A 20946-nucleotide genomic window follows, 5' to 3' on the forward strand; every position below is an offset into this window, starting at 1 on the left:
GACCGTTGTCAAGCTGGATCGAGATGGTACGCAGCGCGCTGGCCAGATGCCTTGCGCTCCATGCGCACGGCCAGCAGTGCGATGCCCAGTGCCGCCAGCGGGGCCAGCGCCGCCACCCACGGCAGGGCCGGCAGACCGGGCCCGTGGTCGACCACCACGCCGCCCAGCCAGGCTCCGAGGCCGTTGCCAAGATTGAACGCGGCGATGTTGAAACTGGAAGCCAGGTTCTGGCCAGCGCCCTGGGCATGCCGCAACACGCGCAATTGCAATGGCGAAACCGTGGAGAACGCGGCGATGCCCAGCACGCCGACAAAGATCACCACGCCCACGTGGCTGTGCAGCGACAGCGTCATCGCGGCGAGCACCACGGTCAGTGCCGCTATCGCGCCAAGCAGTGCGCCCGTGGGTCGACGGTCAGCCATGCGTCCGCCGAGAATGTTGCCGATGATCATGCCTCCCCCGAACAGCAGCAGGATGGGCGATACCGCGCCCTCGCTGAATCCCGTGACGCGCGTCAGCATCGGCTGGATGTAAGTGATGACGGCGAACGTGCCCAGCGCCTGCAGCACGGTCATCAGCAAGCCCAGCAGCACCTGAGGCCGCCCGATGGTTTTCAGTTCGTCGACGAGGCGCACTTGCGCGGTGTCGTCACGGCTGGAGCGCACCAGCATTGCGATCACCGTCAGCGATACCAGGCCGATCGCCGTCATGGCCCAGAACGTGGCACGCCAGCCGAACTGCAGGCCCAGCCATGCACCGGCCGGCATGCCGAGCAGCGTGGCCAGCGTCAGCCCCGAGAACATCACCGAAATGGCCGATGCGCGGCGGTTGGCCGGCACCAGGCCGGTGGCAACCACGGCGCCCACACCGAAGAACGTGCCATGCGTCAGCGATGTCACCACGCGCGCGATCATCAGCGTGGTGTAGTCGGGTGCCAGCGCGCACGCGGCATTGCCAACGGTGTAGACGACCATCAACGCCATCAGCACGGCCTTGCGTGGCATGCGTCGCGTCAGCAGCGTCAGCACGGGGGCACCGGCGAACACGCCCAGCGCATAGCCGGAGACCAGCATGCCGGCCGAGGCGATGGTTACGCCCAGATCCGATGCAACCTGCAGCAGCAGGCCCATGATGACGAATTCCGCGCAGCCGATACCGAACGATCCCGCGGTCAAAGCATAAAGAGCCGCGGGCATGCGCGTACGCGGGCCGGCGGTTGGTGTGGCAAGGGGCGCAGCCATGTGAATTGCTCCGTGAGGGAAAAGGAATAGCGAACCTCCGGCGCGCGAGGCGCCGGCATGGGAAGACAGGTCAGGCCGCAAGTCTCGGCCTTTCCCATTGTTTGAAAAACAGGCAATATCAATAATCAGTTTCAAGATTCTGTTGAAAATAATGGATCGTATTGGCGACATAGGGCTTTTTCTCAGGGTGCTGGACCTCGGTTCGATCAGCGCGGCGGCGCGTAGCCTCGATGTCTCGGTCGCCGTGGCCAGCCAGCGATTGCAGCGGCTGGAGCGGGACCTGGGCGTACGCTTGCTGCATCGCACCACGCGGCGGCTGCATGCCACGCCGGAGGGCGCCGTCCTTGCGGAGCAGGGCCGGGTGCTGGTGGAAGATCTGGAGGCGCTGTCGGGGTCGTTGCGTCAGGCGGGCGCCGGCATCACGGGCACGCTGCGCCTGACCACCTCGGCATCATTCGGGCGCCAGTACGTGTCGCCGCTGCTGACCGGGTTTCTGCGGCGCCATCCGGGCGTCAACGTCAGCGTGAACCTCGACGATCATGTGCTGGATCTGGTCAGTAGCGGCTTTGACCTGGCAATCCGCATCGGATCGCTGGACGACTCGACGCTGGTTGCGCGCAAGCTGGCCGATAACCAGCGGCTGTTGTGCGCGTCGCCGGACTACTTGCGCGAGCATGGCTGGCCCAGTACCCCGCAAGACCTGGCGCAGCATCAATGCCTGGTGCTGGTGGGCGCGCAAGGGCGTGCCGATGTCTGGCGCTTCGATGACGGCACGGGTGGGGAAATCGCGGTGCGCGTGCGCGGGCGCGTGGAAGCCAATACGGGGGAGTTGTTGTCGGACGCGGCGCTGGCCGGTTTCGGGATTGCCATGCATTCCACATGGCATGTCTGCGACGATCTTCGGACGGGGCGGCTCGTGCAGGTATTGCCGGACTATACCATCGCCGCCAACGGCATCTACGCGGTCATGCCGCAGCGCCGGCTGGTGCCGCCGCGCGTACGCGCATTCGTCGACTTCCTGGCCGACCACTGGCGCGAGTCGCCGCCTGGCATGCCGGCCTTGGGTCCGGCGCGATCCTGAACTACATTCCTTTGTTACGGCTGCGTGTCTGGCAGGGCAGAAAAAACCGCTCGTGTTGCCTATTTCTTGTGCAGTCCAGTGCGATGCCGCACAGACAGGGCCGCGGCGGTTCGGGCAGGCAGGATATCCACAGAAGCTGTGGATATCCTCAACGTGGCCCAGCCCACGTCCGCTTGACGGCGAGAACGGTATGCTCTGGCACCAACCTCGGTCAACTGTCAGCTTCGTGCCCGCTATGCGCAGGATTCCGATTGTCGTTGTGCCTATCGCCGTCGCGCTGGCCCTGTCGCTCGGCGGATGCGTGCCTTACTACCGCGTGCCGTCGGACGCGCCGTACGCCAGCGTGCGCCTGATGACCAGCACGGACGAGCGCACGACGTTCAACGTGCTGGACCCAGCCAAGTGCCCGTCGCCCCGGCCGCAGGTGCTGGCGGGCATGGGCAGGCAACTGGCGTCGATGGGGCGTGATTCGACGCTGGACATGGCGGGCATCGCGCCGGAGCCGCCGTCGCGCACGCGCGAGCGCAAGGTGCTGCCGGGGCAGCGCATTTATATCGCGGTGACGTCGTATGCCGCACCGCCTGCTGACGCCGCGCGCTGCGCGGCAGGCGTGTCATTTGTCCCGCAGGTGAATGGGCAGTATGAAATCCGGTATACGCGGGACGAGGCGGCGACGCATTGCGCGGCGCGCGTGCTGCGGCTGCAGCCGACTGCGGAGGGTGGGGCGACGGTGGTACAGGAGCCGACGCAGCAGGGATTCAGGGCGCTGCGCGCCGAGTACCTGTGCGAAGCGCGCTAGGGCGCGCGCTTCGTTCCTGAGGATTCAGGTCAGGCGGGCCGGTCAGGCCTGTTCGATCAGAAAGCGTTCCGGGCGCTTGCCCAGCCATGCCGGTGCACGGCCGCGACCGGACCACGTCTTGCCGGTCTTGGGATCGCGATACTTCGGCGGCAGGGCCGAGGCCGACTTTTGTGCCACGCCGCTGCCGGCGGGACGACCGCGGCGACGCTTCGGCGCAATGTCCTCGACCGTCAGATCATAGTCGGCCATCAACTGGCGAATCTGGTCAATCACACCGGCCACTTCATTGGCGCGCACTTCGCTGAGCTTGGCTTCCAGTGCTTCTTTTTCGGCCAGCAATTGTTTGTATGTCGGCATTTTGGGATCCCCGTTCAGATTGGCGGCCGTTTGCGTCGTGCAGCAAAGCGTGTCCGCATAACAAAAATACTACAAGAATTATCCAGAAAAGCACGATTCAAACGCATATCGCGCAAGAAATCGTAACCGGCTTGGCACCAAAGCGGTATGCCATCTACCTTTTATTGGCCTGTCCTGAATGATTTGACGCCGATGTTTATCGGGCCAGGCCGCATCCTAACCAGAATCGGTAATTGGAGGCAACACTTGACCAACCGGATATTCGTAAATCTGCCAGTTCGAGATCTCGATAAGTCGATGGAATTTTTTAGCCGGCTTGGCTTCGACTTCAATCCGCAATTCGCAATTCACGGACGAGACTGCAAGTTGCATGATTGTCAGCGATGATATTTTTGTCATGTTGCTGACCGAGGCGAAGTTTCGAACCTTCACGCCCAATGAGATATGCGATGCGCGCCAATTCACTGAAGTGCTGATCTGTCTGTCAGTGGAAAGCCGGGATCGCGTGGACGGAATGGTGCGCGATGCGGTGGCCGGGGGCGGTAATACTTACAAGCCGGCACAGGACCTGGGTTTCATGTACGGACATGGTTTTCAGGACCCGGATGGCCATATATGGGAACTGATTTATATGGACCCGGTGGAAAGCGGCGCGACGCAATAAAAAAAGCCCTCGGGGGAAAGTACCCGAGGGCTGCGAAATCCACCGGTCATCCCAGGTGGAGGAGACATCGTTGCCGCCGTATCCGGCGGTGCTATCGATGCATCAGGAAAGTGCCGGCCATCAATGCCAGCCAATGCCAGCCAATGTCAGATGGCCCAGCCGCCGGCATAGAACGCCGCCAGTGCCACCGCAATGGCAACCGTGCCGACATTGAGCTTGCGCCATTCACCGGCGACGATGCGGCCAATCACCAGCGTGCAGAAGCCGAGCATGATGCCGGTGACGATATTGCAGGTCAGCACGATGAATACGGCGCAGACCAGGCCAGCCAGCGAATCGACGAGGTCGTCCATATGCAGGCGGGACACGCTCGACAACATCAGCAGGCCCACATACATCAGCGCCGGAGCCGTGGCGTACGAAGGCACCAGGCCGGCCAGCGGCGAGAAGAACATCACGGCCAGGAACAGCACGCCGACGGTGACGGCGGCCAGGCCGGTACGCGCGCCGGCGGCCACGCCCACGGTTGATTCGATATAGGCCGCGGCCGGTGCGCCGCCGAAGAATGCCGAGAAGATCGAGCTGACCGAGTCGGCGGTCAGTGCACGGCCACCGTTGTGGATGCGGCCCGTGGCGTCAAGCTGGTTGGCCTGACCGGCCACGGCGCGGATGGTGCCGGTGGCATCGAAGACGGCGGTCATGACCAGTGCCAGCACGCTGGGCAGCACGGCCGCCGACAGCGCGCCACGAATATCCATCGCGCCGATCAGCGATGCATGGCCCGGTGCGGACAACGACGGCCACGCGAACACGCCGGTGTATTTGACGGCCGGGTCGAACACCAGGCCCAGCGCCGAGATCGCGACGATCACGAGCAGGATGCCGCCGGGCACGCGGCGACGTTCCAGACCGAAGATGGCGGCCAGGCCCAGCACGGACATCATCACGGGGAAAGCGGTGATTTGCCCGAGCGCGACAGGCAGACCGGGGCCGGGGTTCTTCACCACGAGGCCCACTTCATTCGAAGCGATCAGCAGCAGGAACAGGCCGATGCCGATGCCCGCGCCGTGCGCCACGCCGGCGGGCAGATTGCGCAGAATCCAGGAGCGTACCCCGGTGACGGAGATCGCCGTGAATACCACGCCCATCAGGAATACCGCGCCCAGCGCCACCGCCGGCGACAGTTTCTGGCCCAGCACCAGGCCAAAGGCCATGAATGCGGTGAGCGAAATCGCGCAGCCGATGGCGATCGGCAGTTTTGCCCACAGGCCCATCAGCAGCGAGCCGAATGCCGTGGTCAGGCAGACGGCGACGAATACGGCGCTGTTATCGAAGCCGGCCTTGCCCAGCATGCCGGGCACGACAAACACGGCGTAAACCATCGCCATGAATGTCGTGACGCCGGCAACTACTTCGCGCCGCTGCGTGCTGCCTCGGGCGCTGATGCCGAAATACTGGTCGATCCGGCCGCCGGCCTGGCGGTCGGCGTCCACGTCCGTGACGGACGGATACGGCTGTTCGATCATGGTCTGTCTCCTTGCTGGGGCGCTGCGCGCGTCCGCGTACGGATCGTGCGTCAGCCTCGTCTCACGTGGTTCCGGGTGCGAGGTCGGAGTTCCCGTCGGCATCGGGCAAGGGGTGCGGGCGTCTCTTTCCTCGGTGTCCGGCCTGTCGGGCCGGGGGCCGGTCGGCTGCCTCTGCGGGCTGGATCCGGCGAGGCTCAAAGGTAGGCGAGGCATTGCCCTTGTTCATCATCGGGTGCGGATGCGGAACATGCCCTGGCCCGAATAACCACGGCCGGCCCGTGCTTTCCAAGGCTCAGGGATTTCCCTCGGTGGGCGCCGGGTGATGCATGCCGGGCCAGTCATGCGTCACAACCGGGTGCCCCGGCGCACGATGGGGCTAAAGGTCACGGCCCGGGCGCCGATAGCCCCTTGGCAACACCCGTATCCATACACACCGAGCCAGCGGAGCAAGAGCATGACCAGTGCGATGAGAGACATCGACGAGCGCACCAACCTGACCAACAACAACCAGTTCGAGTTGCTGTTGTTCCGACTTGGCGATGCGACGCACAGCGGACAGTCCGAACTGTTCGGCATCAACGTTTTCAAGGTCCGGGAAATCCTGGTCATGCCGACGGTGACGACAGTGGTCGGCGCCGAGCCGTCGATCCTGGGCATGGCCGATATCCGGGGCCAGGTCATTCCGGTCATCGACCTGCCGCGTCTGCTGGAGTGCCAGCCGAAGTCGGGCCTGAATATCATGCTCGTCACCGAATACGCGCGTTCCACGCAAGGCTTCGCGGTCGAGGCCGTCGAGGAAATCGTGCGGCTGGACTGGAGCCAGGTGATCTCGGCCGAGAACAGTGTGAAGGGCGGGCTGGTGACCAGCATCGCCAAGCTGGATGTTGGCGGCGACAACCCGCGCCTGGTGCAGGTGCTGGACGTGGAGCAGATTCTGCGTGACGTGCTGCCAACCCGTCAGCCCGACGTGGACCCCGCCACGGTGGGGCCGCAACTGAACCTGCGTCCGGGCAGCAAGATCCTGTGCGCGGACGACTCCGCGCTGGCGCGTGGCCTGATCGAGAACGGCCTCAAGGCGATGGGCGTACCCGTGGTGATGACCAAGACCGGTCAGGAAGCGTGGGACATGCTGGGTCAGATCGCCGACCTGGCGGCCAGCCAGGGCCGGACTATCCGCGACGAAGTGTCGCTGGTGCTGACCGACCTTGAAATGCCGGAGATGGACGGCTTCACGCTGACGCGCAAGATCAAGGCCGACGCACGGCTCAAGTCGCTGCCCGTGGTCATCCACTCGTCGCTGTCGGGCGAGGCCAGCGAGGAACACGTGCGCAAGGTGGGCGCGGATGCCTACGTGTCGAAGTTCCTGGCGAAGGATCTGGCCGATACGATTCGCGGCGTGCTGGCACGGCATCCGTAACGCGACGTTTCAAACTTTCAAACGCTGCTTCGATTTCGCCCTTCCCCCGCTCGCGCGGGCGAAGGGCGAATATGCATTGGCGCGCCATAACCGGCCCTGCATAAATCGTTACCCTCTGCAACCAAATCCCCGAAACCGTGTTTGCCCAAAAAAAAGGCACGCCAGCTCCTTCTAGAGCTGGCGCGGGTTTGCGGGTTGTCAAGAGGGCGATTATCCACGCAACCTGTGGATAGTTCCACGAGCCAATTGGATTAACTCAAACAGGTATTTCTACTTCGGTTGAGGTACCGTGCGCAGGTACGGCTTCAGCGTCTTGAACCCATCCGGATATTTCTTTTTGGCATCTTCGTCGGATACCGAGGTCGGGATGATGACGTCGTCGCCCGGCTTCCAGTTCACCGGCGTGGCCACCGTGTGCTTGGCATTGAGCTGCAGTGAATCGAGCAAGCGCAGCACCTCGTCGAAATTGCGGCCGGCGCTCATCGGATAGACCAGCATCGCCTTGATCTTCTTGTCCGGCCCGATCCAGAACACCGAGCGGATGGTGGCGTTGTCCACGGCAGTGCGTGGGCCGCTGCCGCTGGCTTCGGGGTGGATCATGTCGTAGAGCTTGGCAACGGTGAGGTCGTGGTCACCGATCATCGGATAGTTCACGGCCGTGCCCTGCGTTTCCTCGATGTCCTTGGCCCAGCGCGAGTGATCGCCCACCGGGTCGATGGACAGGCCGATGATTTTGGTATTGCGCTTGTCGAACTCGGGCTTGAGCTTGGCCATGTAGCCAAGTTCGGTGGTGCAGACCGGCGTGAAGTCTTTCGGGTGCGAGAACAGGATCGCCCAGCTATCGCCGATCCATTCGTGGAAATTGATCTTGCCCTCGGTGGTTTCCGCAGTGAAGTCCGGGGCTGTCTCGCCAATTCGGATGGCCATATCAGGCTCCTTGGGTTGGAATACGGTTGTCGGATGGGAAGGACCCGGCGCGCGCGTGAGCTTGGGACGCGACCGGACAGCAATCCAGTATATAGACTGCGTGGGGCGATGGTGCTCCTGCCGATGGAGGAGGGGGACGCGGTATCGCGCGCGTCACTCCCTAGTCGGGACGCTCCAGATCGGCAATCACCGCACGCAGAAAGCGCGCGGCCTCGCCGCCCGTGACCACGCGGTGGTCGAACGTCAGCGACAGCGGCATCACGCGATGCACGGCCGGCACGCCGCCCGCGGCCACCACTTCGTCACGGATGCGGCCGGCACCCAGGATGGCAACCGTGGGCGGCACCACGATCGGTGCCGCATAACGGCCGGCGATCATTCCGAAGTTGGAAAGCGTGATGGTATTGCCGCGCATCTCCTCGGGAGCGATCGTGCGCGCCTTGATATCGGCGCGCATCCGTTCCAGCCCGGCGCGCAGGTCGGCTGCGTCGCGCTTGCCCACGTTGCGCAGTACCGGCACGAACAACCCCTCGGGCAGGTCCGCCGCAATGCCTACGTCGATGCGTTCCAGCACATGGCGGCGGCCGGTGCGACCCTCGTACCACGCGTTCAACGCGGGTTCGGCCTGCACGCCTGCCACCAGCGCGCGTACCAGCCGGATCGTGATGTCGTGGCCGGCGGCCGCCGATCCGCCCGTCCGCCAGGCGTGCAGGTCCGCGTCGTCCATGACCGTGGCCGCGGCCACCTCGCTCTGCGCGCGCGCCATGTTCTGCGCCATTGCACGCCGCACACCGCGCACCACTTCCGCGGGACCGACCTCCGCCAGCGCGGTGGCCACGCGCTGCACATCGGTGGCGGTAATCACGCCGTCGTGGCCGGAAGGCGTGACCACGGCCAGGTCCACCGACAGCTTGCGTGCCAGCGCGCGTACCGCGGGTGTGGCCTTGATGTTGTGGCCGCCCTGGATGCCTGCCGTGCCCACGCGGGTTTCGCTCTCGCGCACCACATGCGTGCCGACCTTGACGGCACCCACGACGGTGCCCGCGTCATCCGACGCGCCCGCGCCTTCGAAACCCACCAGCGGCGCGCCCAGGTGCACGATGTCGCCGGGCTGCGCAAACAGCTTTGCCACCTGCCCGCCGAATGGCGAGGGAATCTCGACGATGGCCTTGGCTGTCTCGACGGACAGCAACGGCTGGTCCGCCTGTACGGCGTCGCCGGCCTTGACGTGCCATGCCACGATTTCGGCTTCCTGCAGGCCTTCGCCCAGGTCGGGCAGCTTGAAGATCCGCATCGTTGTCTCCTGGTTGGCTACGCGGCGTCCAGCGCGCGCCGTGCCGCGTCCACGATTCGCGCCACCGACGGCAGATAGCTGTGTTCCAGCCGCGCTAGCGGAACCACGGTGTCGTAGCCGGTCACGCGCTGCACCGGCGCGCTCAGTGAATAGAGTCCGGCATCGGCCAGGTTTGCCGCGATCTCGGCGCCGACGCCGGCCGTGCGCGGCGCCTCGTGCACGATCACGCAGCGCCCGCTCTGGGCCACCGATTCCAGAATCGTCTCCATGTCCAGCGGTTTGAGCGTGGCCACGTCGATCACCGTGGCGGAGATGCCGTCCTCGGCCAGCCGGTCCGCCGCGGCCAGCGTCTCCTGCACCATCGCGCCCCAGCTGACCAGGGTGACGTCGCTGCCGTCGCGCAGCGTGAAGCAGGCGTCGAGCGGCAGGGCCTCGCCGTTGTCCTCCACTTCCTGCCGGAACAGGCGATAGAGCCGCGTTGGTTCGAAGAAGATCACCGGATCGGGATCGCGGATGGCGGCCAGCAGCAGTCCGTATGCGCGTGCCGGCGACGACGGCATGACCACGCGCAGCCCGGGAATATGCGCGAACAGCGCCTCCGGGCTTTCGGAGTGATGCTCGGGCGCATGGATGCCCGCGCCGCTTGGCGCGCGTACCACGAGCGGACAACTGAGGCGCCCGCGCGTGCGGTGCCGCAGATGGCCGGCGTGGTTCAGGATGTTGTCGATCGCCGGATAGATAAAGCCGGCGAACTGTATTTCGGCAACGGGTTTGAGGCCCATCGCCGCCATGCCGATGGCCGCGCCGACGATACCGCCTTCAGCCAGCGGCGTGTCGATGACGCGCGCCTCGCCAAAGCGGGTCTGCAGGCCGACGGTGGACCGGAACACGCCGCCGTTGACGCCGATATCCTCGCCCAGCAGCACCACGTCGGGATCGTGTTCGAGCGCGTGGGCGAGCGCCAGGTTGACCGCTTCCACCATATGCAGTTCAGCCATGATGGGCCTCCTTGTCCTGCGCGGCGTACCGTTGCGCGCTATCGAGCTGGTCGGTCATCGCGGCCGGGAGCGTTTCATAGAGGCAGTCGAACATCGCCGACACGTCGGGATGGGGCAGTTGCAGATACGCTTCCACGGCGGCGCCCACGGCCTGCTGGCATTCGCGGATCAGTGCCTCTTCGCGCCCGGCATCCCAGGCGCCGACACTGGCCAGATAGTCGCGCATCCGCTTGATCGGCTCCTGCCGCCAGGCTTCCTTGACGGTGGCTTCGTCGCGGTAGCGCGAGGCATCGTCGGCCGTGGTGTGATCGCCCAGCCGGTACGTGACCGCTTCGATCAAGGCCGGCCCGGCCCCGTCGCGTGCGCGCGCGATGGCGTCGCCCACGCGCTGCCGCACGGCGATCACGTCATTGCCGTCGATCTGTTCGCCGGGAATGCCGGCCGCGATGGCTTTCTGCGCCAGCGTTGCGGCAGCCGTCTGTCTGGCGCGCGGCATCGAGATGGCCCACTGGTTGTTGTTGATGACGATGACCAGCGGCACCTGCCATGCGCCAGCCATGTTCATGCCCTCGTAAAAGGCGCCATTGGAGGTGCCGCCATCGCCAATGATGCAGACCGCCACGCGCGGCTGGCGGCGCAGCTTGAATGCGTAGGCTACCCCCGCCGCGTGGCCAACCTGGGTACCGATCGGTACGCAGTTGCCGAAGTCGTGCGGCACCGCGGCAAATCCGCTGCCCCGTTCGTCGCCACCCCAGTACAGCAGGCTCTCCGTCATCGTGACGCCGCGCACAAACTGGGCGGCATGATCGCGGTAGGACGGAATCAACGCATCGTCCGGCTGCATGGACATGGCCACGCCCACGCCGATCGCTTCCTGGCCCAGTGCCGACGCGAACGTGCCGATCTGGCCCGTGCGCTGCATCGCAATGGCCTTGAGGTCGAATTGCCGGGTGAGCACCATAGCGCGATACAGCGGCAGCAGCGCGGCCGGGTCGCGGGCAAAGGCGGGAAAGTCTGGGGCGGGTGTGCCCTCGGGAGAAAGGTAGCGGGTGTAACCGATGTCGAAACGCGCAACAGTGCCCATGTGGAGGTCCCCTTGTGGTTCGCTGTGTCCTGTGCGGCGCAGCATCTTGTGGACGCTGCTGCCTTCGACTATAGGGCACGGAACCGGGGGTGGGGCGTGCGGTGGCGCACGGCAAACGGGCTTTCGAGGTGGAGCTGGTTCTCCTCTCCAGGGCTGGAGAGGAGTGAAGAAGGTCAGCGGATCAGGCCGGCTTCCAGACCGGTGATGCGGCGACTGTCACCTTGCGCGGCAGGATCGACTGCCCTGCGAAGGCGTCGGCAATGCGTTGCTGTTCTTCCAGCGCCGGGCCATCGACGGGCTGTACCTGATAAGTCCGCCGGGCGTTGGCTGCCTCCACGGTGGCGGCATCGAGGCCGATCAGTGGCGCATGCCACGCCGCGGCCTCGGCTGGATTCGCCTTGACCCATTCGCCCGCGCGGCGCAGTTCCTGATAGACCGTCGCCAACACATCGGGGCGACGCTTGGCGTAGGGCGTGGCGGCCAGGTAGAAGCGCCGGTAGCTCGACAGCTTTGCGCCGTCGCGCAGAATACGTGCGTTGGCCTGGCGCTGTACCGCCGCAAGGAACGGGTCCCAGATCACCCATGCCGCGACGCTGCCTCGCTCGAACGCGGCACGTGCATCGGCCGGCGTCAGGTAGGCCGGCTCGATGTCGCGCATCGACAGGCCGGCTTCATTGAGTGCTTCGAGCAGCAGGTAATGCGCACCGGCGCCTTTCGAGAAGGCCACGCGCTGCCCCTTGAGTTGCGCGACCGAGCGAATAGACGAATCGTGCCGCACGACGATGGCCTGCGCGGTGGGCGATGGCGATTCGATCGCGTAGTACGTCATGCTGGCACCGGCGGCAAGCGCGAATGGCGGCACGGCGTCCGCGACATCGGCGGTCAGATCGAGGTTGCCAACATTGAGCGACTCCAGCAACGGCAGGCCCGACGTGAATTCATGCCACTGCACGTTGACCTTGCGCGGCGCCAGCGCCTGCTCAAGCGTCTGCCGCGACTTCAGCCAGATCATCAGCGTCGACGACTTCTGATAGCCGATGCGCAGGGTTTCAGGTGCGTCGGCCGCAAACGACATCGACGGCAGCGTTGCGGTGCCGGCGAGTCCGGCCAGCCCGGCAAGTACGATGCGCCGGCGTGTGGGGTTTGAAAGGGACATGCTGAATTCCTTGAGGAGCACCAGCCCGGCAGCGTAAGACGGTGCCGCGCTACGCTGGAACGAAGGAAAACGCCGTTGCTTATGCAATTTGCGCGCATGCGGGCGACCCTTGCCGTGAGCCGCCGCCATATGCGCTGGCCGCATAACCGCGCGCGATTTGATTCGTTGTCTGTCGTTTCGCGCGTCCCTACAGTGCAAGGCTTGTGCTTTTCCCCCAGAGCCCATCACTGTCATGACCCTTGCCGTAGATACCCTTCAGGACTTCGCGGTCCGTCCGCTCGACGCAGCGCTTGGTGCCGAAGTCGTGGGGCTGGACCTGAATCGGCCGCTTTCCGCCGAAGACTTCCGCCGCATTCATCGCGCGCATCTGGACCACCACGTGGTGGTGTTCCGCGACCAGCGCATCACGCCGGACCAGCAGATCGCATTCAGCCGCCGCTTTGGGCCGCTGCAGATTCACGTGCTGCACCAGTTCCAGCTTTCGAATCATCCCGAAATCCTGATCGTGTCGAACGTGCTGAAGGATGGCAAGCCGATCGGACTCGGCGACGCGGGCCACTTCTGGCACTCCGATCTTTCGTACAAGGAAAAGCCCAGCCTCGGTTCGCTGCTGCATGCGATCGAGCTGCCTCCGGAGGGCGGCGATACGCTGTTTGCCAACATGCATGCGGCGTACGAAGGGCTGTCCGACGATCTCAAGCAACGGGTGGAAGGGCTGACTGCCGAGCATACCTACCTGGCGCGCTATGCGGAGCTGCAGAAGCGCAGCCCCTGGCGCCCGAACCTCACGCCCGAACAGATTGCCCAGGTAAAGCCGGTGGTGCAGCCCGTGGTGCGCACGCATCCCGAGACGGGCCGCAAGGCGTTGTTCGTCAGCGAGCATTTCACGACGAAGATCGTGGGCCTGTCCGACGCGGAAAGCCGTGCGCTGCTCGATGAACTGTTCGCGCACAGCGTGAAATCCGAGTACGTCTACCGCCACCAGTGGCGCGAGCATGACCTGGTGTTCTGGGACAACCGTTCGCTGCTGCACCTGGCCGCCGGCACGCCCGACCACCTGCGCCGCGTGATGTACCGCACGACGATCGAAGGCGATACGCCTTACTGAACGAACACCTCACATTTCATGAACAGCGCCCCCGGAGTCTTTCGCATGTCCCTGCTTTCGTTTGCCAACACCGTTACACGCCGCGCCACGCTGGCTGTCCTGACCGCCGGCCTGGCGCTGACCGGCACCGCCCACGCGGAAGGCAAGATCCGCATTGCCGAGCAGTTCGGGGTGGTCTACCTGCTGCTCAACGTGGCGCGCGACCAGCAGCTCATCGAGAAGCACGGCAAGCAGCAGGGCGTCGACGTCAATGTGGAATGGACGCAACTGTCGGGCGGCTCGGCCGTCAACGATGCACTGCTGTCCGGATCGATCGACATTGCCGGCGCCGGTGTCGGCCCGCTGCTGACGCTGTGGGACCGTACGCATGGCCGTCAGAACGTGAAGGGCGTCGCGTCGCTGGGTAACTTTCCGTACTACCTCGTTTCCAACAATCCAAAGGTGAAGTCGATTGCCGATTTCTCCGACAAGGACCGCATCGCGTTGCCGGCGGTGACGGTGTCGGTGCAGTCGCGTGTGTTGCAGCTCGCGGCGGCCAAGCAGTGGGGCGACAAGGAATTCAATCGACTCGACAAGTGGACCGTGGCGGTGCCGCATCCCGATGCCGCCGCCGCGATCATCGCGGGCGGTACGGAAATCACGGGCCATTTCGGCAACCCGCCGTTCCAGGAACAGGAGCTTGCAGGCAACCCGAATGCGCGCATCGTGCTGAGCTCGTATGACGTGCTCGGCGGCCCAAGCTCGGCCACCGTGCTTTACGCCACCGAGAAATTCCGGAACGAAAACCCGAAGACCTATCGCGCCTTCGTCGATGCGCTCGCCGAGGCGGCAGCGTTCGCGACGAAGAACCCGGAAGCCGCCGCGGACCTGTATATCCGCGTGAACAAGGCCAGGATCGATCGCGCATTGCTGGTGAAGATCCTGAAGAACCCGCAGGTGCAGTTCAAGATCACGCCGCAGAACACGTTCGCGCTGGCCGAGTTCATGCATCGTGTGGGCGCCATCAAGAACCGTCCGGCGTCGTGGCAAGACTACTTCTTCCAGGACCCGGCCACCGCACAGGGGAGCTGACATGGTCGACGCGCATCCTCACGGTACGCGCCTGCGCGTGGTGCCGCATCCGCAACCGCTGCTGCAGGTCGATAACGTCTCGCTCGAATACCGTACGCCACAGCGCGTGGTGCGGGCCACGCACCGCGTGAGTTTCGATGTGCACGCCACCGACCGGTTCGTGCTGCTGGGACCCTCCGGCTGCGGCAAGTCGACGTTGCTGAAGGCCGTGGCCGGATTCGTACCGGCCAGCGAAGGCGAGATACGGCTTGAAGGCCAGCGCGTTCGCGGGCCAGGGGCGGACCGCATCGTCGTGTTCCAGGAGTTCGACCAGTTGCCGCCGTGGAAGACGGTCAAGCAGAACGTGATGTTTCCGCTGCGGCAGGCGCGCGGCATGTCGAAGGCCGAGGCTGCCGACGTTGCCATGCATTACCTGAACAAGGTGGGTCTGGCGGCGTTTGCCGATGCGTTTCCGCATACGTTGTCGGGCGGCATGAAGCAGCGCGTGGCGATTGCGCGTGCGCTGGCGATGCGGCCCAAGGTGCTGCTGATGGATGAGCCGTTTGCCGCGCTCGATGCACTGACGCGCCGGCGCATGCAGGAGGAACTGCTGGCGCTATGGGACGATGCCGCGTTCACGCTGTTGTTCGTCACCCATTCCATCGAGGAGGCGCTCGTGGTCGGCAGTCGCATCCTGCTGCTGTCGCCGCATCCGGGCCGCGTGCGCGCCGAACTCAATAGCCACCAGTTTTCGCTGGCCAGCCAGGGCAGCGCCGAGTTTCAGCAGGCCGCGCAACGCATTCATTCGATGCTGTTCGAAACGCCGGATGATGCCGGCGCCGCGGCTGACCGCGCCATCCACGCCGCGAGCCATTGATCATGACGACCGCAAATCCTCCGCTGCGACCCGAATACGAGCGTGTGCTCGAACCCTTTACCGCCGTGCCGTTATCGCGCGCATTGCCGTGGTATCGGCAGCTCTGGCAGCAAGGCTGGTTGCGCAAGGCCGCGATCCTGGTCGCGCTGGCGGTGATCTGGGAAATCGTGGCCCGCATCCAGGACAACGACCTGCTGCTGCCGAGCTTCATGGCGACGGCGCGCGCGTTTGTCGACGCCATCGCCAGTGGCGAACTGCCGGGCAAGGCCGTGGTGTCGCTGTCGATCCTGCTGCAAGGGTATGCGGCCGGCATCGTGCTCGCCTTCGTGCTGACTACGCTGGCCGTGTCCACGCGCATTGGCCGCGACCTGCTCGATACGCTGACCGCGATGTTCAATCCGCTGCCGGCCATCGCGCTGCTGCCGCTGGCATTGCTGTGGTTCGGGCTGGGAAGCAAGAGCCTGATCTTCGTGCTGATCCATTCGGTGCTGTGGCCGCTGGCGTTGAATACCTACGCGGGATTTCGCGGCGTTCCCGAGACGCTGCGCATGGCGGGGCGCAACTACGGCCTGCGCGGCCTGCGCTACGTGATCCTGATCCTGGTGCCGGCCGCGCTGCCGGCCATCCTGTCCGGCCTCAAGATCGGCTGGGCCTTTGCGTGGCGCACGCTGATTGCCGCGGAACTCGTGTTCGGCGCGTCGTCGGGCAAGGGCGGCCTGGGCTGGTACATCTTCCAGAACCGGAACGAGCTTTACACCGATCGTGTCTTTGCGGGCCTGGCCACGGTGATCCTGATCGGCCTGGCCGTCGAGGGGCTGGTATTCGCCACGCTTGAGCGCGTGACGGTACGCCGTTGGGGGCAGCAGCATTGAGGCCAGGCGCCGTTGCGGCGCCGCGCCTTGTCTATGTCACGAACCCGGCGTATCGTGCCGGGTCATGACGACAATCCATCATGCCGCGGCCCAGGGATTTTCGACCCAGGCCGATACCTACGCGCGTGGGCGCCCCGATTATCCAGCCGAACTCGGCAACTGGCTGCGCGGCACGCTGGGCCTGGCGCCCGGCAAGACCGTGGTGGATCTGGGCGCCGGCACGGGCAAGTTCACGAGCCTGCTGGTGCCATCGGGCGCCAGCGTGGTGGCCGTGGAACCCGTGGACGCCATGCGGGCGCAGCTCGCGGCGAAGCTGCCGGATGTTCGAGCGCTGCCGGGTAGTGCCGAGTCGATGCCGCTGCCAGACGCGAGCGTGGATGCCGTGGTCTGCGCGCAGGCTTTCCACTGGTTTGCCAATACCGCCGCGATGCGGGAGATTCACCGCGTGCTGAAGCCGGGCGGCCGGCTTGGCCTGATCTGGAACGTGCGCGACGAATCGGTGCCTTGGGTGGCACAGCTCACGGAAATCATGACGCCCTACGAGGGCGATGCGCCCCGGTTCTATAAAGGCGACTGGAAGAAGGTGTTTCCGGCCGAAGGGTTCGGGCCGCTTGGCCTGACACGTTTTCCGTACACGCACACCGGTGCGCCGGAACAGGTCATCGTGGACCGCGTGATGTCGGTGAGTTTCATTGCATCGCTGGCCCAGCCGGAGCAGGACGACGTGCGTGCGCGCCTGCACGCGGTAATCGCCAGCGACCCCGCGCTGCAGGGCCGCGACGAGGTGTCGTTCCCCTACAGCACCGAGGCGTACTGCTGCGAACGCCTGTGATCAGGCGGCCGGTGCCAGTTGCGCGCGGTAGCGTGCGGCTAGCACCTGGCTCAGAATCAGCGCCAGCACGGCGCTGACGGCGGCGAACAGGTAGACGGTCGGATATCCACCTTGCTTGGCGATAAAGCCGGCCACGGGACCAGTCAGGCCCAGCGCAAAATCCAGGAACAGTGCATACGCGCCCAGCGCCGAGCCGCGATTGGTGGCCGGCACACGCTTGACGGCCTCCATGCCAAGCGCCGGGAATACCAGCGAAAAACCAAAGCCCACCACGGCGGCGCCTGCCAGCGCCTGCCAGGGGGCATGCGCCATCCAGATGATCGCCAGACCGGCCGCTTCCACGGCAAACGACACCAGCGCCACCGGATAGCCACCGAATTTGGCGATGGCGTCGGCCATCACCAGGCGCGTCAGCACAAAGCAGACCCCCAGCGCGGTCAGTGCCAGCGCGGCGTTGTCCCAGCCGTGGCTGGCGTAGTAGAGCGTGATGAAGGCCGTGATCACGCCGAATCCGACCGATCCCAGCGCCAGGCACAGGCCGAAGGGCGTCATCGCGCGGAACACGCGCCGGAAGGGCAGGCGATCACCCTTGAGGATCGGTACTGGCGGACGGCGGCGCGCCAGCAGCAGCGACGCCCCGGCGATCACCGTCGTGACCACGCCGATCGTGCCAAGGCCGCCCCAGTGCGCCAGCACCACGCCAACCGGTGCCCCGACGGCCAGCGCCCCGTAAGTCGTGATGCCATTCCAGGAAATCACCTTCGCCGTGTGCCGTGCGCCAGCGCTGCCGATGCCCCAGGCGATGGTGCCCGTGGTAACCAGGCTTTCACCGGCACCGAGCATCAGGCGGCCAGCCAGCAGCCAGGCCAGGCCCACCCAGTCGCTGCCGGCGAACAGCGAGGCAACCAGCGTCAGCACACCGCTGCCGGTGACGAGCGCCAGGCCCGTCAATACGGATCGCTTCGGGCCTTGTGTGTCGCAGAGCGTGCCGGCCCAGGGGCGGCTCATCAGCGTGGCCAGGTACTGGATGCTGACGGCAAGGCCAGCCAGCACGGCGCTGTAGCCGAGATCGCCGTGCACGAATCCGGGCACCACGGCGATCGGCAAGCCAACCGCCAGATAGGCGATGAAGTTGAAGAAAACGACGGCAAGGATGCGGCGGGTCACATTGCCAGTGGCGGAATCGCCATGCGGCGGGGTGGCCGAAGGGATACTCGGGGCGGACATGGGTGATTCAGGGGGCGCGGGATTGGCCGGGTATCGAAAATCCCTGTACGACGACTCAGGGAAAACCCGGAAGTCGCCATCATACGGCAATGCAGCAATCCTCGTGCGGGGCGGATTGGAAGTGTGGTGCGATTGACAACACAATGGCCGTTCTATACGGTGGACGCCCGTTCCATATGGCCGTATCGCCCGTCAGTCCTCATGCCACGCAAAGCCGCCCAGCTCTCCGAAGCCGACAAGAACGCCGCCGAAGGCGGTGCCATTGCGGTCGATCGGGCCCTGTTCGTGCTGTCGGTATTCCGCGAGGGTGACACGTCGCTCGGCCTGGCCGAACTGGCGCAACGCAGCGGCCTGTACAAGAGCACGCTGCTGCGGCTGCTTGCATCGCTCGAACATGCGCGGCTGATCCAGCGGCTGACGGATGGCCGCTACGCGCTCGGTTCCGAAATCGCCCGGCTCAATGCCGTGTACGCGGCGTCGTTCTCGCTGGAGCAGGTGGTCATGCCGGCGCTGCGCGAGCTGGTGCGCGTGACCCGTGAGTCGGCCGCATTTCACGTCGAACAGGGCGAGCACCGGCTCTGCCTGTATCGCGTGGATTCCCCGCAGCCGGTGCGTGACCATATCCGGGCCGGCGACCTGCTGCCACGCAACCGTGGATCGGGTGGACGTGTGTTGCGGGCGTTTGCCGGCGCACGCGGCGAGATCTACCAGAAGATTCGGGACGAAGGCGTGGTCGCGCTGGTGGGCGACCGCAGCCCCGATATCGCGGGCGTATCGTCGCCCGTGTTCGGGCCGGGCGGAGAGCTGAAGGGTGCCCTGACGTTGACCTGCCCGACGCCGCGCTTCAACGAAGCGTTCCGTGACCAGGTGCTCGATGCCGCGCGGGCGTTGACCCTTGCGCTTGGCGGGACGTTCCCGGACGTGGTACCCGCCGCGTCCACGTCGTCATCGGCAATACCGCCGCAGGACGACTGAGCGGCCCGTTCCTCGGGCCGTCGAATATTTCAAATCATTGCAAAGTGCCGCTACCCGGCTAGCCGGGGGTGCGCCACAAGTGGCACGCGGGCTATGATGCGAGACTTCGCAGCGTTTCAATCCAACGTTCTTCACGTTTTGGTCGCCCATCGGGGGTTAACGTGAATAACGGCAGCCGCCCCCGGTAGCTTGAAGAGGAAACCGATTCCCGTGCACCTGGCTCAGCAGACGATTCTGGTCGTCATGATGGTGGTTTTCTCCAGCACGCTGGTCATGGCCGCGGGGCTGGTGCTGGCGCTGCGCGCCAGTGAAGCCGGACGCCTCTGGGCCGTTGGTCATGTGGTGGCCTCGGGCGCCGGGCTGGTGGTGGCCGCCAGCGCGGCCGGCGAGTCCATCCACCTTGCCGCGCTTGGCGCCGGTGCCTATCTGATCGGCAGGCTCACCATCTATCGCGGTGTACGCGTCTACTACGGACTGCCCGACCAGGCTTTGCCGCTGCGCCTGACCGGCCTGGCCGTGCTCCTGCTGCTGGTGCTGGTAAGCGGCCTGGCCGACGGACGCCTGCTGCTGCATGGCATGGCATACGGCATGCTGGCAGTGATTTCCTTCAGCACCATTGTCACGATGCTGCGCAGCCGGCGCGGCCGCACCAGTATCGGTGGCCCGCTGGTGCTGGCATCCCATCTCGTCCTGCTTGCCTCGCAGGTGGCCGCGCTGAGTTATGGCGCCGCCTTCAAGGGGCTGGCCATCACGCCGTTCTTCCTGCAGACCAGTGCATCGGTCTGGCCGCTGGCGCCGCTGGTCGCCGTGCTGCTGGGCCTGTTCGGCTTCAGCCTGATGGCGATGGAGCAGATCATCGCGCGCAATGAAAGCGGCGCGCGCCTCGATGCGCTGACCGGCCTGCTGAATCGCGGGGCGCTGGACATGACGGCCATCGGCCTGGTGGCGCGCTGGCAGCGCGACGGGGATCCGCTGTCCTGCCTGGTGATCGACGTCGATCATTTCAAGCGCGTCAACGATCGTCACGGGCACCATGAAGGGGATCACGTACTGCGCGATATCGCCGCCGCGCTCGACAATTCGCGGCGCGCCTCCGACATCGCGGCACGCTACGGCGGCGAAGAGTTCTGCATTCTCTGCCCGCATACCGATGAACATCAGGCCACGGCGCTGGCCAACCGCATCCTGCGCAAGGTGAGGGCAATCGCGCTGCCCGATGGCGATGGTCCCGGCTGCGGCCACGCAACCGTCAGTATCGGTATCGCCCAGTTGCAAGGCGGGCCTTCGAACCGTGAGGCGTTGTGGCGCGGCCTGTTTGCGGATGCGGATCGTGCGCTCTACATGGCCAAGAAGCGCGGGCGCGACCAGTTCGTGCTTGGATCGAGCATGCGCGCGGAAACCGACACCGGCGATGCCGCGATGCCGGTCCAGGGCGAGACCGATTGCGTCTCGCCCGCCTGA

The 20946-nt window shown here is 65.4% G+C and carries 19 protein-coding genes and 1 pseudogene; 11 read left to right on the plus strand and 9 right to left on the minus strand.

Annotated elements, in window-relative coordinates; all coding sequences use genetic code 11:
* Window positions 1-8: 8 nt before the first annotated feature.
* Window positions 9-1241 carry an MFS transporter gene (locus tag AC3FLX_RS07215; RefSeq protein WP_488695156.1) on the minus strand — a complete coding sequence of 411 codons (1233 nt, stop codon included), beginning with the start codon at window positions 1239-1241 and terminating at the stop codon, window positions 9-11.
* A gap of 151 nt (window positions 1242-1392) precedes the next feature.
* Between AC3FLX_RS07215 and AC3FLX_RS07220 the strand changes: the two genes are divergently transcribed.
* Together AC3FLX_RS07220 and AC3FLX_RS07225 are read left to right on the plus strand one after the other, a co-directional pair.
* Window positions 1393-2322, plus strand: coding sequence for a LysR family transcriptional regulator (locus AC3FLX_RS07220; protein ID WP_488695157.1), 930 nt, complete (start codon window positions 1393-1395; stop codon window positions 2320-2322).
* A gap of 259 nt (window positions 2323-2581) precedes the next feature.
* Entirely contained in the window at window positions 2582-3121 is a 540-nt protein-coding gene (locus AC3FLX_RS07225; RefSeq protein ID WP_488695159.1) for a hypothetical protein, read from the plus strand.
* A 42-nt stretch (window positions 3122-3163) separates the two neighbouring features.
* Here AC3FLX_RS07225 and AC3FLX_RS07230 read toward each other — a convergent pair whose 3' ends face one another.
* On the minus strand, window positions 3164-3478 hold the full coding sequence (locus AC3FLX_RS07230; RefSeq protein WP_488695161.1) for an H-NS histone family protein: 315 nt from the start codon (window positions 3476-3478) through the stop codon (window positions 3164-3166).
* Window positions 3479-3724: 246 nt separating this feature from the next.
* Here AC3FLX_RS07230 and AC3FLX_RS07235 point away from each other — a divergent pair.
* A pseudogene (locus AC3FLX_RS07235) lies at window positions 3725-4142 on the plus strand (VOC family protein).
* A 146-nt stretch (window positions 4143-4288) separates the two neighbouring features.
* Here AC3FLX_RS07235 and AC3FLX_RS07240 read toward each other — a convergent pair.
* Entirely contained in the window at window positions 4289-5668 is a 1380-nt protein-coding gene (locus AC3FLX_RS07240) for an NCS2 family permease (RefSeq protein ID WP_488695162.1), read from the minus strand.
* A 454-nt stretch (window positions 5669-6122) separates the two neighbouring features.
* Here AC3FLX_RS07240 and AC3FLX_RS07245 point away from each other — a divergent pair, with 454 nt between their 5' ends.
* On the plus strand, window positions 6123-7085 hold the full coding sequence (locus tag AC3FLX_RS07245) for a chemotaxis protein (protein WP_488695163.1): 963 nt from the start codon (window positions 6123-6125) through the stop codon (window positions 7083-7085).
* 270 nt (window positions 7086-7355) lie between these two features.
* On the opposite strand, the gene AC3FLX_RS07250 is transcribed toward AC3FLX_RS07245, so the two are convergent.
* The 5 genes from AC3FLX_RS07250 to AC3FLX_RS07270 form a co-directional block, all read right to left on the minus strand.
* A complete protein-coding gene (locus AC3FLX_RS07250) occupies window positions 7356-8012 on the minus strand; it encodes a peroxiredoxin (protein WP_488695165.1) in 657 nt (218 codons plus the stop codon).
* Window positions 8013-8172: 160 nt separating this feature from the next.
* Entirely contained in the window at window positions 8173-9306 is a 1134-nt protein-coding gene (locus AC3FLX_RS07255; RefSeq protein ID WP_488695167.1) for a dihydrolipoamide acetyltransferase family protein, read from the minus strand.
* Window positions 9307-9323: 17 nt separating this feature from the next.
* A complete protein-coding gene (locus AC3FLX_RS07260) occupies window positions 9324-10304 on the minus strand; it encodes an alpha-ketoacid dehydrogenase subunit beta (protein ID WP_488695169.1) in 981 nt (326 codons plus the stop codon).
* Window positions 10297-11388, minus strand: coding sequence for a pyruvate dehydrogenase (acetyl-transferring) E1 component subunit alpha (gene pdhA / locus AC3FLX_RS07265; RefSeq protein WP_488695171.1), 1092 nt, complete (start codon window positions 11386-11388; stop codon window positions 10297-10299). The genes AC3FLX_RS07260 and pdhA overlap by 8 nt, the downstream gene beginning before the upstream one ends.
* Window positions 11389-11569: 181 nt before the next feature.
* The gene (locus AC3FLX_RS07270) at window positions 11570-12544 is read right to left on the minus strand and encodes an aliphatic sulfonate ABC transporter substrate-binding protein (RefSeq protein ID WP_488695172.1); all 975 of its coding nucleotides are present in this window, start codon (window positions 12542-12544) and stop codon (window positions 11570-11572) included.
* A 169-nt stretch (window positions 12545-12713) separates the two neighbouring features.
* Here AC3FLX_RS07270 and AC3FLX_RS07275 point away from each other — a divergent pair, with 169 nt between their 5' ends.
* From AC3FLX_RS07275 to AC3FLX_RS07295, 5 genes are all read left to right on the plus strand, one after another.
* Window positions 12714-13652: a TauD/TfdA dioxygenase family protein gene (locus tag AC3FLX_RS07275; RefSeq protein ID WP_488695603.1), complete on the plus strand. Its 939-nt coding sequence runs from the start codon at window positions 12714-12716 to the stop codon at window positions 13650-13652.
* 45 nt (window positions 13653-13697) lie between these two features.
* A complete protein-coding gene (locus AC3FLX_RS07280) occupies window positions 13698-14723 on the plus strand; it encodes an ABC transporter substrate-binding protein (RefSeq protein WP_488695174.1) in 1026 nt (341 codons plus the stop codon).
* 1 nt (window position 14724) lies between these two features.
* Window positions 14725-15579, plus strand: a complete 855-nt coding sequence (locus tag AC3FLX_RS07285; RefSeq protein ID WP_488695176.1) for an ABC transporter ATP-binding protein — start codon at window positions 14725-14727, stop codon at window positions 15577-15579.
* 2 nt (window positions 15580-15581) lie between these two features.
* Window positions 15582-16451 (plus strand): ABC transporter permease, encoded by an 870-nt coding sequence (locus AC3FLX_RS07290; RefSeq protein ID WP_488695177.1) that lies wholly within the window; start codon window positions 15582-15584, stop codon window positions 16449-16451.
* A gap of 64 nt (window positions 16452-16515) precedes the next feature.
* On the plus strand, window positions 16516-17283 hold the full coding sequence (locus AC3FLX_RS07295; protein WP_488695179.1) for a class I SAM-dependent methyltransferase: 768 nt from the start codon (window positions 16516-16518) through the stop codon (window positions 17281-17283).
* On the opposite strand, the gene AC3FLX_RS07300 is transcribed toward AC3FLX_RS07295, so the two are convergent.
* Entirely contained in the window at window positions 17284-18510 is a 1227-nt protein-coding gene (locus AC3FLX_RS07300; protein WP_488695181.1) for an MFS transporter, read from the minus strand.
* Window positions 18511-18711: 201 nt separating this feature from the next.
* Here AC3FLX_RS07300 and AC3FLX_RS07305 point away from each other — a divergent pair, with 201 nt between their 5' ends.
* Window positions 18712-19485, plus strand: coding sequence for an IclR family transcriptional regulator (locus AC3FLX_RS07305; RefSeq protein WP_488695182.1), 774 nt, complete (start codon window positions 18712-18714; stop codon window positions 19483-19485).
* Window positions 19486-19695: 210 nt separating this feature from the next.
* Entirely contained in the window at window positions 19696-20946 is a 1251-nt protein-coding gene (locus AC3FLX_RS07310) for a GGDEF domain-containing protein (protein WP_488695183.1), read from the plus strand.

It is taken from the genome of Cupriavidus sp. 291-E7 (genome assembly GCF_057798835.1).

What these genes read in the sequence shown, in the direction of transcription:
- AC3FLX_RS07215 (WP_488695156.1), bottom strand. Translation starts at nt 1,241, where the DNA reads ATGGCTGCGCCCCTTGCCACACCAACCGCCGGCCCGCGTACGCGCATG.
- AC3FLX_RS07220 (WP_488695157.1), top strand. Translation starts at nt 1,393, where the DNA reads ATGGATCGTATTGGCGACATAGGGCTTTTTCTCAGGGTGCTGGACCTC.
- AC3FLX_RS07230 (WP_488695161.1), bottom strand. Translation starts at nt 3,478, where the DNA reads ATGCCGACATACAAACAATTGCTGGCCGAAAAAGAAGCACTGGAAGCC.
- AC3FLX_RS07240 (WP_488695162.1), bottom strand. Translation starts at nt 5,668, where the DNA reads ATGATCGAACAGCCGTATCCGTCCGTCACGGACGTGGACGCCGACCGC.
- AC3FLX_RS07245 (WP_488695163.1), top strand. Translation starts at nt 6,123, where the DNA reads ATGACCAGTGCGATGAGAGACATCGACGAGCGCACCAACCTGACCAAC.
- AC3FLX_RS07250 (WP_488695165.1), bottom strand. Translation starts at nt 8,012, where the DNA reads ATGGCCATCCGAATTGGCGAGACAGCCCCGGACTTCACTGCGGAAACC.
- AC3FLX_RS07255 (WP_488695167.1), bottom strand. Translation starts at nt 9,306, where the DNA reads ATGCGGATCTTCAAGCTGCCCGACCTGGGCGAAGGCCTGCAGGAAGCC.
- AC3FLX_RS07260 (WP_488695169.1), bottom strand. Translation starts at nt 10,304, where the DNA reads ATGGCTGAACTGCATATGGTGGAAGCGGTCAACCTGGCGCTCGCCCAC.
- pdhA (WP_488695171.1), bottom strand. Translation starts at nt 11,388, where the DNA reads ATGGGCACTGTTGCGCGTTTCGACATCGGTTACACCCGCTACCTTTCT.
- AC3FLX_RS07270 (WP_488695172.1), bottom strand. Translation starts at nt 12,544, where the DNA reads ATGTCCCTTTCAAACCCCACACGCCGGCGCATCGTACTTGCCGGGCTG.
- AC3FLX_RS07280 (WP_488695174.1), top strand. Translation starts at nt 13,698, where the DNA reads ATGTCCCTGCTTTCGTTTGCCAACACCGTTACACGCCGCGCCACGCTG.
- AC3FLX_RS07285 (WP_488695176.1), top strand. Translation starts at nt 14,725, where the DNA reads ATGGTCGACGCGCATCCTCACGGTACGCGCCTGCGCGTGGTGCCGCAT.
- AC3FLX_RS07290 (WP_488695177.1), top strand. Translation starts at nt 15,582, where the DNA reads ATGACGACCGCAAATCCTCCGCTGCGACCCGAATACGAGCGTGTGCTC.
- AC3FLX_RS07295 (WP_488695179.1), top strand. Translation starts at nt 16,516, where the DNA reads ATGACGACAATCCATCATGCCGCGGCCCAGGGATTTTCGACCCAGGCC.
- AC3FLX_RS07300 (WP_488695181.1), bottom strand. Translation starts at nt 18,510, where the DNA reads ATGTCCGCCCCGAGTATCCCTTCGGCCACCCCGCCGCATGGCGATTCC.
- AC3FLX_RS07305 (WP_488695182.1), top strand. Translation starts at nt 18,712, where the DNA reads ATGCCACGCAAAGCCGCCCAGCTCTCCGAAGCCGACAAGAACGCCGCC.